11 protein-coding genes and 2 pseudogenes are annotated in these 15,408 nt (G+C 60.6%); all 13 read left to right on the top strand.

From position 1 onward, the window contains the following. Positions 1-3: 3 nt before the first annotated feature. Positions 4-951, top strand: a complete 948-nt coding sequence (locus tag OMP38_RS11415; RefSeq protein WP_277565290.1) for a carbohydrate ABC transporter permease — start codon at positions 4-6, stop codon at positions 949-951. Between the two features lie 285 nt (positions 952-1,236). Continuing rightward, a complete protein-coding gene (locus OMP38_RS11410) occupies positions 1,237-2,598 on the top strand; it encodes an ABC transporter substrate-binding protein (protein ID WP_277565289.1) in 1,362 nt (453 codons plus the stop codon). 123 nt (positions 2,599-2,721) lie between these two features. Then, entirely contained in the window at positions 2,722-4,431 is a 1,710-nt protein-coding gene (locus tag OMP38_RS11405; RefSeq protein ID WP_277565288.1) for an apiosidase-like domain-containing protein, read from the top strand. A gap of 473 nt (positions 4,432-4,904) precedes the next feature. Then, positions 4,905-5,501 carry a carbohydrate ABC transporter permease gene (locus OMP38_RS11400; RefSeq protein ID WP_277565287.1) on the top strand — a complete coding sequence of 199 codons (597 nt, stop codon included), beginning with the start codon at positions 4,905-4,907 and terminating at the stop codon, positions 5,499-5,501. Continuing rightward, entirely contained in the window at positions 5,480-6,325 is an 846-nt protein-coding gene (locus tag OMP38_RS11395) for a carbohydrate ABC transporter permease (protein ID WP_277565286.1), read from the top strand. Before OMP38_RS11400 ends, OMP38_RS11395 begins: the two co-directional genes overlap by 22 nt. 34 nt (positions 6,326-6,359) lie before the next feature. After that, positions 6,360-6,638, top strand: a pseudogene (locus tag OMP38_RS11390) (FAD-dependent oxidoreductase); the annotation flags it as partial. A 97-nt stretch (positions 6,639-6,735) separates the two neighbouring features. Then, the gene (locus OMP38_RS11385; protein ID WP_277565285.1) at positions 6,736-8,589 is read left to right on the top strand and encodes an FAD-dependent oxidoreductase; all 1,854 of its coding nucleotides are present in this window, start codon (positions 6,736-6,738) and stop codon (positions 8,587-8,589) included. 234 nt (positions 8,590-8,823) lie between these two features. Beyond that, positions 8,824-9,555: a reverse transcriptase family protein gene (locus tag OMP38_RS11380; protein ID WP_277565284.1), complete on the top strand. Its 732-nt coding sequence runs from the start codon at positions 8,824-8,826 to the stop codon at positions 9,553-9,555. Beyond that, positions 9,453-9,749 (top strand): reverse transcriptase domain-containing protein, encoded by a 297-nt coding sequence (locus OMP38_RS11375; RefSeq protein ID WP_277565283.1) that lies wholly within the window; start codon positions 9,453-9,455, stop codon positions 9,747-9,749. Before OMP38_RS11380 ends, OMP38_RS11375 begins: the two co-directional genes overlap by 103 nt. 146 nt (positions 9,750-9,895) lie before the next feature. After that, positions 9,896-10,975 carry a TetR family transcriptional regulator gene (locus OMP38_RS34635; protein ID WP_338130503.1) on the top strand — a complete coding sequence of 360 codons (1,080 nt, stop codon included), beginning with the start codon at positions 9,896-9,898 and terminating at the stop codon, positions 10,973-10,975. 1,446 nt (positions 10,976-12,421) lie between these two features. Continuing rightward, positions 12,422-13,432 (top strand): ABC transporter substrate-binding protein, encoded by a 1,011-nt coding sequence (locus tag OMP38_RS11360; RefSeq protein WP_277565282.1) that lies wholly within the window; start codon positions 12,422-12,424, stop codon positions 13,430-13,432. A 68-nt stretch (positions 13,433-13,500) separates the two neighbouring features. Further along, positions 13,501-14,281: pseudogene (locus OMP38_RS11355) on the top strand (ABC transporter ATP-binding protein). Continuing rightward, the gene (locus OMP38_RS11350) at positions 14,262-15,125 is read left to right on the top strand and encodes an ABC transporter permease (RefSeq protein ID WP_277565281.1); all 864 of its coding nucleotides are present in this window, start codon (positions 14,262-14,264) and stop codon (positions 15,123-15,125) included. The pseudogene OMP38_RS11355 and the gene OMP38_RS11350 overlap by 20 nt, the downstream one beginning before the upstream one ends. The last annotated feature ends 283 nt before the right edge of the window (positions 15,126-15,408 follow it).

The raw sequence follows: 15,408 nt of genomic DNA, 5'->3' as shown, positions 1-15,408 counted from the left end.
CCGATGGAAAACGCAATCAAGCTCCGCCAGGAGGAGAAGGCGGCCGAACGGCCGCGCAAGGCGTACCAGCCGAATGCGGTGTCGCGGCCTGCGCATGCGGCGATCAACGTCCTGTTCGTCCTGTACACGCTGTTCTGCCTGCTGCCGATCCTGCTTGTCGTCATCGTCTCGTTCACCGACGAGCAGACCGTGCTGCTAAGCGGCTACAATTATTTTCCGTCCAAGCTCAGCCTGGACGCTTACCGGTTCCTGTTCGCAGATCCGCTGCCGATCGTGAGGGCGTACGGCGTCACGATCGGCGCCACCGTCGCCGGCACGGTGGTCGGACTGCTCGTCACCGCGGCTTTTGCCTATCCGATCTCGCGCCGCGATTTTCGCTTCCGCAACGTGTTCTCGTTCTTTGCCTTCTTCACGATGCTATTCAACGGAGGACTTGTTCCTTGGTATATCGTTTACTCAAAGTATATGGACATCGGCAACACGATTTTGGCGTTGATTCTTCCGAACCTGCTGATGAGCGCTTTCTACATTTTGATGATGCGGACGTTTTTCGCGACGACGATCCCCGCCGAGATCTACGAATCGGCCGAGATCGACGGGGCGGGCGAGCTGCTCGTATTTTTCCGGATCGTCATTCCGTTGTCGCTGCCGGTCATGGCCACGGTCGGTCTGTTCTATACGCTCCAATACTGGAACGACTGGTACAACAGCATGATTTTTATCAACAACGACCGCATCATCAGCCTGCAATACTTGATGCAGCGGACGCTGCTGAACATCCAGTACATTCTGAACAACTCGCATGCCGCGGCCACGGCCCGAATCGACTTCCCGAGCGAGACCGTTCGCATGGCGATGGCGGTCATCGGCATCGGCCCGATCGTGTTCGCGTATCCGTTTTTCCAGCGATACTTCGTCTCCGGCCTGACCGTAGGCGCCGTGAAGGGCTAAGCCCGGGGCAGCCCGGTTAGCATACAGCAAGGGGCATCAAGCGCTATACTACCTATATATGGAGGGGTTTACGAATGACTTTGATCCGTTACCGCAAAACCGCGCCCGCCGCAGCAGCGCTGCTCGCAATCGCCCTGACGGCTTCCGCATGCGGAGGGAACAACAACAACGGCAATAAGGACGCAGGGGCGTCCGCATCCCCCGCATCGTCCGGCTCGGCTTCGTCGGCCGCAGCTTCGGGGGAGCGCCGCAGCCCAGCTCGATCCTTATACGATCAGCATTTACGTGCCCGGCAGCATGACGCCGGACGTGCCGGCCGTCGAGTCGGCGATCGACGACTATCTGAAGGACAAGATCAACGTGAACGTCAAGCTGAACTTCGTCGATTGGGGCAACTACCAGAACAAGACGAACCTGATGATCACCTCCGGCGAAAAATTCGATCTGATGTACACGGCCAACTGGCTCGGCTACGCGAACTCGGCGGCGAAGGGCATGTTCGCGCCGATCGACGATCTGCTGGCGCAATACGGTCCGGATATTGCAGACAATCTCGCGCCCGTCTATCTCGAAGGCGCGAAGGTGAACGGCAAGCTGTACGGCCTGCCTTCTAACAAAGAGTACGCGGCGACGCAGGCGCTGCTCGTGCGCAAGGACCTGATGGACAAGTACGGCTTCAAGGCCGAGGACATCAAGAGCTACCACGACTTCACCAACTGGTTTAAGACGATTAAAGAGAACGAGCCGTCGATCGTGCCGTTCGCGGGCATCGGCGATATGGAATCGGTCATTAACAGCCAGTTCGAGCAGATCAACGGGGACTACTTCGGGGTGCTGAGCAAGCAGGCGAACGATCTGAAGGTGATCAATCCGTTCGAGGACCCGAGCTTCACCGAGGTGCTGCAGCAGGCACGCGACTGGTATCAGGCCGGCTACATTGTGAAGGACGCAGCCACGACGCAGGTGACCCGCGACGAATTCATGAAAAACGGCAAAGTGTTTTCCTTCATGGTCGGCTCCAAGCCGGGCATCGACAAGGAGAAGAGCCTGACGACCGGCGTCGACCTCGTCCAGGTCGATATGGATAAGCCGTATACGACGACGGGCGACGTGACCGGCGCGATCCTCGCCATCTCCAAGACGTCCAAGGACCCGGCGCGCGTCATGATGTTCCTGAACCTGCTCTATTCCGACAAGACGCTGCTTAACATGATCGACTGGGGCATCGAAGGCAAGCACTACGTCAAGAAGAGCGACAACATCATCGACTTCCCTGAGGGCATTACCTCCGCGAACGTCGCCTACAGCGCGCAAGGCGACCAATGGATTTTCGGCAACCAGTTCAACAGCTACCTGTTCGCGAACGAGGATCCGAAGAAGTGGGACAACTTCAAGGCGTTCAACGACGCGGCCACGATTTCCAAGGCGCTCGGCTTCGTGTTCGACCCGACGCCGGTCCAGAACGAGATCAGCGCCTGCCTGAATACGTACAACCAATACAGCAAGGGACTGTTCACCGGCACGCTCGATCTGAACAAGTATCTGCCCGAGCTGACCAAGAAGCTGAAGGCGAACGGCATGGACAAGATCATCGCGGAAAAGCAAAAGCAGCTTGACGCATGGGCGCAGGCGCAGGGCAAGGCATAAATAGACTTCGGACCGGCGCGATCGGTCGGATATGCCAGAGAGAAAAGGGGCGGCCTTCGGGCCGCCTTTATCATGCGCGGCATGCCGCGGATTCAAGATCAGTTAAATGGATGGGGGATAAACATGGATTACGAAAAAGAGATTCGGGCTGTGGTTCAGGCACGCGTCGGCAAGATGATGGAGCTGTGTGCTAGCGCGGAGAAGGCATTCTCCAATCCGTTTTGGGATTGCGCGGTGACGGCCGTCTTCCGGCATGCGGCCACGGGCGAGACGTTGCGGATCGAAGGCTTCCATGACGGCATAGACGAGGCGGGCAAGCAGGTATGGAAGGTACGCTGGATGCCGGCGCAAGCGGGGGCGTGGATCTGCGAGCTGGCGGCAAGGCCGGCCGCACCGGGTCTGTCGCTCGCCGTGCCGATCGAGGTGGCCGAAGCGGAGGGAGCGGTGCGCGGATTTTTGCGGACGGTGCCGGAGCGAAGCTGGAGCTTCCGCTACGACAGCGGGGAGCCGATGTTCCTGCTCGGCGATACGATCTACAACTTGTTCGGCGGGCATTATTGCGGCGTCGAACTGGCGCCGATCCTGGACCGCAGACAGGCGCAGGGCGTCAATTATATTCGAGCGCGGGCGCAGGTGAGCCCCTATCATCCGAAGCTGCGCAACGTGTGGCAGACGCGGGATTGCTGGCCTTGGGGCGGGAGCGCGCAGTGGCCGGACTTTAAAGAGCTGAATACGGATTACTTCAAGGCGGTCGACGAAGTGATGGAAATGCTGGCCGAGCGGGAGATGGGCGTCGAACTGGTGCTGGAGGCGTGGATGCTGGAGTTTCCGTTCAACGATCGCGGGAAGTTTCTGCCGGAGCACGAGGAGCTGTGGATTCGCTATCTCGTGGCGCGCTACGCCGCATATCCGTCTTTGTATATCTGGTGCCCGGCGAACGAATACGACTTTTATCCCGGCACGGCGGAGTACCATCCCGAAGCGGACCGGTGGTTCCGCAGGCTCGCCAGGCTGATCAAGGAGGCAGATCCTTACAAGCATCCGGTCGGCGTCCATCAGTGGAGCCACAAGCTGCCGCTGCACGAGCGATTCGGGGATTGCGAGGAATTGGACGTGTATCTGATCCAGACGGACTGGTTCAAGGAATTCGAGGTGCGCGGAAGCATGTCGCCGATGTGCCTGTGGATGGAACGGCAGCTGCGCTTCCATGCGCCGACGAAGGCCAAGGCCGCGCTCTGCAGCGAGTTCGGCTATGAAAAAGCCGAGGGCTGCTTCACGCTGGAGGGCCATCAGCTGTTCGACCACCATCATACGAGGCGCGGGCAATGGCGGGCGGGCTTCTCCGGCTATCCGGTCGTGCACGGCTTCGACAACACCTGGGGCGCTTATCTTACCGTGGAGACGGACGCCGTCGGTGCCGCTTACCTGCCGATCTACCGCCGCTTCATGACGGAAGACGTGAATTTCGACGCGATGGTTCCCGCGCCCGAGCTTCTGATTGAAGTCCAGGGGACGGAAGAGGAAGGGACGGCGCCGCTCTGCGTGGCGGACGATGCGCTTGGCGTGGTGGCCGTGTACTTTCCTGCCGCGGGCGGCTGCAAGCTGGCGCTGCCTGATGGAGGAGAGGCAGCGTATGCGTATGCGTATGCGTGGCTGAACCCGCGCAGCGGCGAGCGGTTGCCGGCAGAGCCGAGCTGCGGCGGAGGGGGCGTCGGCGGGACGCGATTCGAGACGCCGCCGCCTGCGCCGGGCGATTCGGCTGCGGACAGCAACTGGGTGCTGTACACGAAGCGGCAAGGTTGGGCAGGCGCGGTTTCGAATAGAACATTTTGATGTTTTCCGCTTCTCGAAGCCGCCCCAGGGCGGCTTTTTTTTGCATGGATATGTGCGATGAAGACGATGGTTTTGTTCCTTATGGGATCGGCGCGCGGTTGGTAGACTGGAGCTATTCATTCGAGAAGCGAGGTTAACGCGCATGTACAACAACTGGATGAGAAGGCAGCGGCTGCTCGGCTACGTGTTCATCGGCCCCAGCATGCTCGGGGTGCTGGTGTTTTTCCTGATCCCGGCCGTCTATTCGTTCGGCCTCATGTTCACGAATTACAAGTTCATGAACCCGAACGTCGACTTCGTGGGCGCAGACAACATCGTCCGCATGCTGCACGACGACCTGTTCTATCTCTCGCTGCGCAACACGGTCGTTTTCCTGCTCGCGGTGCCGGTGTCGATCGCGCTCGGCTTCGTCGTCGCGGTCATTTTAAACCAGAAGATTTATTTAAAAAAAGCTGCTTCGCGGCCTGTACTTCATGCCTTACATCACGAGCGGCGTCGCGGTCGCGTTCGTCTGGATGCTGCTCTTTCAGCCCAAGCAGGGGCCGATCAACGGCTTCCTGCGCAGTGTCGGCATCGAGCATCCGCCGGGCTGGCTGTCGACGACGACGTCCTCGATGTACGCGATCGACATCATCTGGGTATGGTTTTTGCTCGGCTACAACATGATCATCTACCTGGCCGCGCTGCAGGAGGTATCGTCCGAGCTGCTCGAGGCCGCGAAGATCGACGGCGCCCGCCCGACGCAGATCCTGCGCAAAATCATCTGGCCGCTCGTCAGCCCCACAACGTTCTTGCTGCTGATTACGGGCCTCATCATGACGATTAAAACGTTCGGCATCATCCAGGCGACGACGCAGGGCGGACCGGGCAACAGCACGACGATCCTCTCGCTTTACGTTTACCAGAACGCGTTCCGTTACTACGACATGGGCTACGCCGCCACGATCTCCTGGGCGTTGTTCGCGATCATTCTGCTCATCACCCTCCTGCAGTGGCTGGGTCAAAAAAAGATGGGTGCACTATTAAGCGGCCAAGGAGGGCATCTAGGATGGAGCTTAAACGCAGTTTGACGTCCGGCGCGGCCGGAAGGGTGCTCGTCACGGTCATCATGCTGGCGCTCGCGATCGTCATGATCATTCCTTTCCTGTGGATGATCAGCACGTCGCTCAAGACGCCCGCCGAAGTATTCAAGTATCCGATCGAATGGATCCCGTCGCATCCGACGTGGGCGCATCATCACAAGGTATGGACCGGTCCGAAGAGCTTCGGCACGTATTATCTCAATTCGCTCAAAATCTCGATCATCGGCATGGTCGGCGCCACGTTCTTGTCGGCGTTCGCGGCTTACGGCTTCGCCCGAATCGAGTTCAAAGGGCGCAACGCGCTGTTCATGATCTACCTGTCGATGATGATGGTGCCGCCGCAGGTGCTGTTCGTGCCGAAGTTCATCATGTTCGAGTGGGCCGGCATCTACAATACGCATTTGGCGCTCATCCTGCCGGGACTGTTCACGATATTCGGCGTGTTCATGCTGCGCCAGTTTTTCCTGTCCATCCCGCATGAGATTTCCGAGTCGGCGTTCCTCGACGGAGCGGGGCACTTCCGCATCTTTTTCCGGCTCGTTCTGCCGCTGGCCAAGCCTGCGCTCGCGACGCTCGCCATCATCGACTTCTCCTGGCAGTGGAACGACTACGAGAACGCGCTCGTGTTCTTGATCGACGAGAAGCTGTATACGGTTCCGCTGGGCCTGCAAAACTTCATCTTGGAAAACACGGTCGACTATAACGGCATGATGGCCGCGGCGTCGGCCGGCATCCTCCCGATGATCGCCGTCTTCGTCATCGGCCAGCGATTCATCATTCAAGGCTTGACCAACTCCGCGGTAAAAGGGTGATTCGGCGATATGCGCATGGAAACGATAATGAGCGATATTACGGTCGTCGGCGGGGGGGCTGTCGGGGATCTGCGCCGCCATCGCGGCGGCGAGGCTTGGGCGCAAAGTCGCGCTCGTGCACAACCGGCCCGTGCTCGGCGGCAATTCGAGCAGCGAGGTGCGCGTGTGGGTGTGCGGCGCGACCGCGCACGGCACAAACCGGTACGCCCGGGAGACGGGCATCATGGGCGAACTGTTCGTCGAGAACCAGTATCGCAACCCGGAGGGGAACCCCTATCTGTGGGACCTGGTGCTGCTGGAGGCGGTGCGGGCGGAGGAGAATATCACGCTGCTGCTGAATACCGACGTGCACGAGGTGGAAGCGGACGGCGACGAGGGGGGAGCGGATCATCCGCTCGGTCACCGGCTGGATGATGGGCTCGGAGCGGAAGATACGGTTCGAGAGTCCGATTTACCTCGACTGCACGGGGGACGGGCTGATCGGGTTCCTGGCGGGCGCGCGGTACCGGATCGGCCGGGAGGCGCGAAGCGAGTTTAATGAAGAGTGGGCGCCTGAGGTTGCGGACGACATCACGCTGGGCAGCACGCTCCTCTTCTACACGAAGGACGCGGGCCGACCGGTCCGGTTCGTGCCGCCGAGCTTCGCCAAGGACATCGCGCAGACGCCGATCCCGATTCGGCGGGTGATCAAGAGCGGCGACTCGGGCTGCCATTATTGGTGGATCGAATGGGGCGGCGAGCTGGATACGGTCCATGACAACGAGCGGATTCGCGACGAGCTGTGGTCTGTCATTTACGGCATCTGGGATTATATTAAAAACTCGGGGCAGTTCGACGCGGAGACGATGACGCTCGAGTGGGTCGGATCGATGCCGGGGAAAAGGGAATACAGACGCTTCGTCGGCGATTATGTGCTGAACCAGAACGACATTATCGCGCAGGAGCCGTTCGCCGACCGGATCGGCTTCGGGGGCTGGTCGATCGACCTGCATCCGCCGCAAGGGATGTACGCCGAGGAGAGCGGCTCCAAGCATATGCACGCGGATGGCGTCTATCACATTCCGTACCGCTCGTTATACTCGGTCAACGTGCGTAATCTGCTGTTCGCGGGCCGCAATGTCAGCGCCTCGCACGTGGCGTTCGGTACGACGCGGGTCATGGCGACCTGCGCGGTCATGGGCGAAGCGGCGGGAACCGCGGCGGCGCTGTGCGCGGAGAAGGGCGCGACACCGCGCGACATCTATGCGTCGCATCTCGAGGCGCTTCAGCAGACGCTGCTGCGTCAGGACGCGGCGATCGTGGGACTCGCCTGCGCCGATCCGGACGATCTGGCGCCGCAGGCCGCTGCCGGCGCTTCGTCGTCGCGGAAGCGGATCGCGGTCGAAGAGGCCGCGACCGTCTATCCGCTCGTACGCGATGCGGGCATCCTGTTTCCGGTGAATCCGTCGATGCAGGGGCTTGAGCTGCTCGTGTCGGCGGAAGCGGATACGGAGATGACGGTCGAGCTGTGGGATACCGGCCGGGCGGAAAACTACGTGCCGGCGGGGCTGATCGGGACGTCTCGCGCTGCCGTGCCGCAAGGGGGGGCTGCAGTGGGCGGCGTTCGAGCTGCCGTGGACACCGTCGCGGCCGCAGAACGCTTTCGTTATCGTGCGGCGCAACGCGGCGGTCCGGCTGCATCAAGCCGCCGAGCCGTTCACGGGCGTGCTTGCGTTCGAGCATGGCGCGACCCCGAACGCGGCGTCGACGCTCGAGGACCACGACGAGACGCAGCCCGTCGTCGCGTGGAGCATGAAAAAGCTCGTCAGGCGTCCGTTCTGCTTCCGCGTGCTCGGCGATACGGCCGCTTACGCGCCAGGCCTGGCCGTCGGGGGCTACAAGCGGCCGTACGGCGGTCCGAACCTCTGGGCGTCCGAGCCGCTGGACGGCGGCGAAGCCTGGCTCGCGCTCGCGTGGGAGCAGCCGGTCGCCATACGCGAGGTGAGCCTCACCTGGAACGACGACGTAAACGAGGACCTGATCAACCTGCATCACCACCGCACGCCGTTCGAGGTGATCCCCGAGCTGGCGGAGGCATACCGCGTCGAAGCGCGGACCGAAGGCGAATGGACGGTCGTCGCGGCCGTGTCCGGGAACCGGCGCCGCGCCAACCGCATTCAACTGCCGGCGTCGATGACGGCGGAAGCGGTGCGCGTCGTCGTCGAACGCACGAACGGCGCGGCCTGCGCGGAGCTGGTGGAGATTCGCGTTTTCGCGTAATATAGCAAAAAAAGCATCGACGCGAGTGCCGGGATTAGCGGCTCTCGCGTCGATTTTTTTAGAATGGCGATAGGCCAGAACCCGTTTGAAGGTCCGATCGCCTGCACTTTGTCAGGTGAATTTTCCCCGTCAACCCTGTATATCCGGTAACCGCGCCGATGGGATACCGCACAGTCAAATTAGACGCGACGACATATACAGTAAGGATTCGATCGCATCCATCCAAAGGGGGGGTTCGCGTGAAACGCGCCGTAGGGTATCAAATATCGCCCCGATTGATTCGAGAAGCGTTCAAGCAATCCAAGAAAGCCAAGGTCGTCGGCGTAGACGGTCAAACGATCGGCGACTACCAGCGGAATTTAACGAAGCATTTGCGCGAACAACGCGATCAATTGACCTCCGGGACGTACCGGCCTTCTCCGGTCCGAAGAGTGTTCATCCCGAAGCGCAAAGGCGGATTGCGAGCGATCGGCATTCCCACGGTCAAGGATTTTATCGTACAAACGATGCTGAAGAACGAATTGTACCCGCGGCTGGACGGTCTGTTCCATCCGAACTCATACGGCCACAAGCAAAAGGTGCAGGCGCGCGACGAAGCCATCCGGGTCGCCGGCAAGCGTTGCCTGCGATACGACTGGACTGTCGTATTGGACATCCAGAACTTCGGGGACAGCGTGGATCATCGGCTGCTGATGAATATGCTCAAGCGGCATATCCGGAACAAGTGGGTGCTGCTGTACACGCAGCGCACGATCAAAGCGCCAGAACAAACGAAATCCGGGACCTTGATCCAAAAAGAAGAAAGGACTCGCGCAGGGCAACAAATTAAATTTTTTGCTCGGCAACTTTTATTTGCACGGCATTTTCGATGCATGGATGCAAAAAGAATCATCCCCATGTGCCGTTCGAACGGTACACCGACGATATCGTCTGCCATTGCAGAAGCGAAGCGGAAGCCAAGGCGTTGTTAAAGCAGATCCGCCGTCGGTTGAAGGCGCACGGGCTGATCGCTCATCCCGATAAAACGAAAATCGCGTACTGCAAGGACGGAACGCGCAAAGGCAGCTATCCGAACGTGTCGTTCGAGTACTTAGGCTCGTCGTTTCGATCCCGTCGCGTGAAAACCGCCTCCGGCAAAATGACGGCCCGATTCGCGCCGGCATGATCTCAAAATTTGCGTTTCAAGGTAAAGCACGTTCGCGGGAGCGTGCTTTTTTTCCTTTTAATTGAAACTGCAGGCTTGCCAAGCGAGCAAAAAAAGCGGTAATTTATAAGCAGAAAATGTTAGTGATCACTAACTATCAGGAGAGGGTGGACAAGCTTATCGCGCACGACCGGACCGACAGCAGAGAAAAACTCATGCAGGCAGCCATCGACCTGATGGCCGACAGGGGCTTCAAGGGGGTATCGACCAAAGAAATCGCGGCCGCTGCCGGCGTCAGCGAGATGACGTTGTTCCGGCGTTTCGGGACGAAGCTGACGCTGCTCGAGCAGGCGGTGGAGCGGTATCATTATGCCGAGGAGATGACGAACGCGTTCGAGGAGAAAATCGTCTGGGACCTGGGCGCGGATCTGAGGTCGATCGGCCAGGTTTATCATGAGATCATGGCGCGCAACCGTAAACTGTACTTGATCGTGCTGAAGGACGATGCCCTCGCCGGAGTGCGGGAGAAGGCGCAGCGGCATCCGAAAAAGATGCTCGAGCTGCTGACGGACTACTTGAACGAAATGCGGCTGAAAGGCAAGATTGTCGTAACGGATACGCAAATGCGGGCGATGACGTTTATGTGGATGCATTTCGGCGCGTTCGTCTCTCGCTTGTACGGGGGAGCTCCGCTGTCCGAAGCGTCCATGGAGGACGTCATCGAATCGAGCGCGGACTTGTTCGAGCGGGCGTTAGCGCCGCAACATGACGAGTGGAGGAGCGACGGGAATATGAATAAGACCTCGGGACGCGAAGCGGGGAGCGCGGTCGGTAGGACGAAGGATGCCGGCTATCAGATCGGCGTACGCAGGACGGTACCGGCCACGGTGGAGGCAGCCTGGCGATTTTTGACCGGCAAGGAGGGCCTGCGAGCCTGGCTCGGCGAAGCCGAAAGCGCCGTCGTTCGCGAGGGGGAGAGCTTCGCGACGCGGGAAGGAGACTCGGGAAGATTCACGATCGTCAAGCCCTTGTCCCACATGCGGCTGCAATGGATGAAAAGCGATTGGGAAGCGCCGTCGACGCTGCAGATCAGGCTGCTCCCGGCCAAGCAAGGAACCACGATCAGCATCCATCAGGAGAAGCTGTCCGGTCCGGCCGCGCGCGAGGAGATGAAGGCGCACTGGGAAGGCGTACAGAAAGCGATTCGAATGGGCTTGGAGGGCGGACCGGGATACGCGCCGAACTAAATGCCGATCTAAATGCCGATCTAAATGCCGATCAGGGTATATGGCGACCATCGAACGATGGTCTCTATATGCGCTTGATCGGCGTTTTTTTATGCGTTTCGCGTCCCATTCGCGCTGCGATCGCCTATCGGCGGGTCCCGCGGGCTTGGACGGGGCGCGGGAAAAGCCCGCCTAGCATATAATACATTTCCATCACGGATCCGGGCTGTGCGATGATGCGCACGGAGCTTGACCAAAGCTCGCAGCGCCTGAAGAGGAGGCTGCTCGCCCAACATACGAATAGCGCAAAAATGCGCTATTCCGCCCGCGAGCGACCAACGCTCGCTTCGCCGCTGCCATGCTGCCCATGGAATAGCGCAAAGTTGCGCTATTCCGCCCGCGAGCGACCAACGCTCGCTTCGCCGCTGCCACGCTGCCCATGGAATAGCGCAAAGTTGCGCTATTCCGCCCGCGAGAGACCAACGCTCGCTCCATCGCTGCCACGTTGCCCATGGAATAGCGCAAAGTTGCGCTATTCCGCCCGCGAGCGACCAACGCTCGCTTCGCCGCTGCCACACTGCCCATGGAATAGCGCAAAAATGCGCTATTCCCGCCCGCGAGCGACCAACACTCGCTCCGCCGCTGCCACGCTGCCCATGGAATAGCGCAAAGTTGCGCTATTCCGCCAGCGAGCGACTAACGCTCACTCCATCGCCGCCACGCTGCCCATGGAATAGCGCAAAGTTGCGCTATTCCCGCCCGCGAGCGACCAACGCTCGCTCCGCCGCTGCCACGCTGCCCATGGAATAGCGCAAAAATGCGCTATTCCCGCCCGCGAGCGACCAACGCTCGCTCCGCCGCTGCCATGCTGCCCATGGAATAGCGCAAAGTTGCGCTATCCCCGCCCGCGAGTGACCAACGCTCGCTCCATCGCTGCCACGTTGCCCATGGAATAGCGCAAAGTTGCGCTATTCCGCCCGCGAGTGACCAACGCTTGCTCCATCGCTGCCACGCTGCCCATGGAATAGCGCAAAGTTGCGCTATTCCGCCTGCGAGCGACTAACGCTCGCTCCATCGCTGCCATGCTGCCCATGGAATAGCGCAAAGTTGCGCTATTCCGCCCGCGAGCGACCAACGCTCGCTCCATCGCTGCCATGCTGCCCATGGAATAGCGCAAAGTTGCGCTATTCCCGCCCGCGAGCGACCAACGCTCGCTCCGCCGCTGCCACGCTGCCCATGGAATAGCGCAAAGTTGCGCTATTCCGCCAGCGAGCGACTAACGCTCGCTCCATCGCCGCCACGTTGCCCATGGAATAGCGCAAAGTTGCGCTATTCCGCCAGCGAGCGACTAACGCTCGCTCCATCGCCGCCACGCTGCCCATGGAATAGCGCAAAGTTGCGCTATTCCCGTCTCGTTCCAAAATCAAAGGGAGGCTAACAACATGTTCAAGCCAAAAAAGACCCGTCTTGCTGCTGCTCGCCGCGCTGCTGCTGGCGTTCGCGTCGTCGTGCGGCGGCGCGAACGAAAAGCCCGCGAGCCCGAGCGCCAAGCCCGCCGAGTCCGCATCCCCCTCGACGTCCGCCGCCGAACCGAGCCCGAGCGCGTCCGTCGCGCCGAAGGAGATCGTGACGATCAAATTTTCCGAGGTCATCCGCTCGATCTTCTACGCGCCGTATTATGCCGCGATCTCCAGAGGCTACTTCGAGGAAGAGGGCCTGAAGCTGGACATGAACACGGCCCAGGGCTCAGACAAGGGCGCGGCCGCGCTAATCGCGGGAACGGCGGACATCTCGCTCGTCGGACCGGAGACCGCCATCTATATTTACAACCAGCAGGGCGACAAGAAGCTTAAGATTTTCCACCAGCTGACGATGAAGGACGGCTCGTTCCTGCTGTCCCGCGACAAGGCCGACGCCTTCGACTGGCACGCGCTCGCAGGCAAGAAAATCGTCGGCTGGCGTCCCGGCAGCGCGCCGCAGATGGTGATGGCCTCGACGCTCAAAGCCCAGGGCGCGGAAGGGGCGAACGTCGTCACGAACATCGCCGCGCCGGCGATGGCAGGCGCGTTCGCGAGCGGGCAGGGCGATTATATCCAATTGTTCGAGCCGGTCGCTTCCACGCTTATCGCGGAAGGAAAGGCCTACTACGTCGCCTCGCTTGGCGAGACGTTCGGCGATTTCCCGGAGACGTCGTTCGTCGCGACCTCGGACTATATCGATAAAAATCCGCAGATCATCCAAGGCTTCGTGAACGCCGTCGCCAAGGCGACCGCCTGGCTTGCGAGCGCGTCCGACGACGAGATCGCGACGGCGCTTTCGCCGTATTTCGAGGGGGACGCCGAAGGAACGGATCGTCGAATCGGTTCGCCGCTACCAGCAACAAGACACGTGGCCGGCAACGCCGGTGCTGACCGCCGAAGCGTTCGACAAGCTGCAGACCGTGCTGATCGACAACGGCGTGTTGAAGGCCGAGGATAAGGTCGCCGATATGAACGAGATCGTCGATATGTCCTTCGTCCAGCGGATCGGGAAGGCGGGATGAACCGATGGCGCAAATCGAGCTGGAGGGCGTTGGGCTCAGTTATTTCACGCTGAAGCAGGAAACCGAGGCGCTGAGCGACATTCGTGCGTCGATCGAACGCGGGGAATTCATCAGCGTCGTCGGACCGAGCGGCTGCGGGAAAAGCACCTTGCTCTCCCTCGTCTCGGGCATGCAAAAGCCGACGAAGGGCAAGGTGCTGATCGACGGGGCGGAGGTGCGCGGCGCCTCCCCCCAAGGTGGGCTACATGCTTCAGCACGACCACCTGTTCGAGTGGCGGGATCTGCTGAGCAATCTGCTCGTCGGCGCGGAGATCCGGCGCATGGACATGAAGAAGGCGAAGCGCAAAGCGCTCGAGCTGCTCGAACGTTACGGTCTCGGCGGGTTCGCCGGGCACAACCCGGCCCAGCTGTCGGGCGGCATGCGGCAGCGGGTGGCGCTCATCCGGACGCTTGTGACGGAGCCGGACATTTTGCTGCTCGACGAGCCCTTTTCCGCGCTCGACTACCAGACGCGGTTGACGCTGGCCGACGAGGTTTTTCATATCATCAAGGATCAAGGCAAGACGGCTGTGCTCGTGACGCACGACATCTCCGAGGCGATCGGCATGGCCGACCGCGTGATGGTCCTATCGAAGCGGCCGGGCACGATCGCCAGCGTCCACGACATCCGTTTCGACGAAGGCGAGGGACTGTCTCCCTGGAAAAAGCGGGAAGCGGGCCGTTACCATTCGTATTTTAACGCGATATGGAAGGAGCTGGACAGTCATGTCGTCGAACAGGCATAAGGAATTGACGGACGCGAAGGACCCTCAATCCGTCGCCTCCGCCGGTCCGGCTTCGCCGCAGTACAGGAAGTACTTGCGCGCGCAGCGGCTCTTGCGCATGGCCGTCTGGCTCGCCAGATTCGCGCTGCTCGCGGCGTTCCTCGGCGTATGGGAGCTGGCCGCGGACCGCAAATGGGTCGACGCCATGCTGACGAGCCGTCCGTCGCATCTGGTAACGGCCTTCAGAAGCCTGGCGCTCGAAGGACGGCTGTGGCATCACGCCTGGGTCACGACGACGGAGACAATCATCGGCCTGGCGCTGTCGATGGCGCTCGGCACGGCGATCGCGGTCGCGCTCTGGTGGTCCGCGTACGCGTCCAAAGTACTCGAGCCGTATATGGTCGTGCTGAACGCGCTGCCCAAGGTAGCGCTAGGACCGATCTTCTACATCTGGCTCGGCGACTGCTATTCGGTGTACGGCATGGCGATAGCCATCTCGGTCATCGTCACGATCCTGATGCTCGAGTCAGGCTTCAAGGAGATCGGCCAGTCGAAGCTGAAGCTGATGGAGTCGTTCGGCGCGACCAAGCTGCAGACGCTCCGGATGGTGCTGCTGCCCGCGAGCGTCCCGAATCTCATCGCGACGCTGAAGGTCAATGTGGGCCTAACGCTCGTCGGCGTCATCATGGGCGAGTTTTTGTCGTCGAAAGCCGGGCTCGGCTACATGATCATCTACGGAGGCCAAGTGTTTCAAATGGACATGGTCATGGTCGCCATCGCGCTGCTCGCGGTGCTTTCCATGGCGTTGTACGGGGTCGTATCGCTCGTCGGCAGGTTTGCGCTGCGGCGCCATCACTATGAGTAAAAGGCATCCGTCGCGCCGCCGTCGCATCGCATGCCGGCGGCGCGGCGGATAAAGGGGAGGCTGCACATTCCCGCCGAGGTCGCGCCAGTAGGAACGTATCGACGCCCCATTGCCGCGCGTTGTTGCCAAGATCGCGCCCTAATGCGTTTACCGTCACCGCGAAGCCGCGCATGTCCGCCGGGATAGTGCCCTAAGGCGCTTATCGGCCCTTGTAATCAAATCTTAGGCAATCTTAATATGGGGTGCATTCGACGGGGAATCCAATCGGCTTAAATAAAGTGAA

Source organism: Cohnella ginsengisoli, from assembly GCF_029525555.1.
In the GTDB taxonomy this organism is placed as follows: domain Bacteria; phylum Bacillota; class Bacilli; order Paenibacillales; family Paenibacillaceae; genus Cohnella; species Cohnella ginsengisoli.
The sequence above is the reverse complement of the archived record's forward strand: the minus strand, read 5'-3'. Positions and strand labels throughout refer to the sequence as shown.